The organism is Myxococcus sp. CA033, assembly GCF_013336625.1.
GTDB classification, from domain to species: Bacteria; Myxococcota; Myxococcia; order Myxococcales; family Myxococcaceae; genus Myxococcus; species Myxococcus llanfairpwllgwyngyllgogerychwyrndrobwllllantysiliogogogochensis.
The window spans coordinates 1-1,413 of the sequence record NZ_JABUMU010000064.1; the positions used below are offsets into that span (position 1 = coordinate 1).

Consider the following 1,413-nt stretch of genomic DNA (forward strand, 5'->3'; position numbering starts at 1 on the left):
TGCCCCAGCAGGAGCGTGACGCCGAGGCACAGCGGTTGGCGGCAGCCGAAGCCGTGCGTCCGTTCGACCTCGCCCGGGGCCCCGTCGTCCGCGCGTCACTCCTCCGCCTGGATGCGTCCGAGCACCAGTTGCTCGTCACCGTCCACCACATCGCCTCCGACGGTTGGTCCATCGCCGTCATGGTCCGCGAGCTGGCCGCCTTCTACCGCCAGTTCTCCGGGGGAGAGCCCGCTCCGCTCGCGCCCCTTCCCATCCAGTACGCCGACTTCTCCGTCTGGCAGCGCCAGTGGATCCAGGGCGATGTCCTCTCTTCCGAAATCGCCTGGTGGCGCACCCAGCTTGCCGGTGCCTCCTCGTCCCTGGAGCTGCCCACTGACAGGCCTCGCCCCGCCGTTCAGACCTATCGCGGTGCGATGTTCCCTATCGGGTTGTCTCGTGAGTTGACCCAGGCCGTGAAGGCCCTCGCTCAGCGTGAAGGCGCCACGCCCTTCATGGTGCTGCTGGCTTCCTTCCAGCTTCTGCTCTCCCGTTACTCGGGCCAGGACGACATCTCTGTCGGCTCTCCCATCGCGAATCGCAATCGCTCCGAGACCGAGGGCCTCATCGGCTTCTTCGTCAACACCCTCGTCCTCCACTCCCGACTCGACTCGAAGCAGTCCTTCCGTCAGTTGCTCTCCAAGGTGCGCACGTCCACCCTCGCCGCCTACGAGCACCAGGACGTCCCCTTCGAGAAGCTCGTCGAGGAGCTTCAGCCTCAGCGTGACCTGAGTCGCTCACCGCTCTTCCAGGTCACCCTCACCCTTCAGAACGCTCCTGAAGAGGAACTCGAGCTCCCGGGTCTCATCCTCAGCGGGCTGGCTCCCAGCATCGAGACGGCGAAGTACGACTTCAGCCTCCTGCTCGAAGAAGGCATCAACGGCTTCGCAGGTGTCTTCAACTACAACACCGACCTCTTCGACGCGGCGACCATGGAGCGCCTCTCGCGTCACTACCTCGTGTTGCTCGAAGCGCTGACCGCTTCGCCTGATGCACAGCTCGGCCTGATTCCTCTACTTACGTTGGCGGAGAACCAGCAGGTCCTCGCGGGTTGGAATGGCGTTGTCAGTGATTACCCGCGCGACGCATCCATCCCTTCGCTCTTCGCTCAGCAGGCCGCGCGCACGCCTGATGCTGTCGCCGTTGTGTCGGGTGAGGAGTCTGTCTCCTACGCTCAGCTCGACTCGCGCTCCAATCAGCTCGCCCATTACCTGCGCACTCTCGGCGTTCTTCCCGGCTCTCGCGTCGCTGTCCGTCTCGACCGCTCCGCCGACCTCATCGTCTCCCTCCTCGCCATCCTCAAGGCCGGCGCCTCCTACGTCCCCCTCGACAAGGCCTGGCCCTCCGACCGCCTCGCCTTCGTCCTCCGCGAGTCCT

The 1,413-nt window shown here is 65.3% G+C and carries 1 protein-coding gene; it reads left to right on the top strand.

What is annotated here, in order from left to right; genetic code table 11:
- The coding region (locus HUA78_RS45635; protein WP_174479120.1) for a condensation domain-containing protein at nucleotides 1–1,413 on the top strand (1,413 nt) is incomplete at both ends.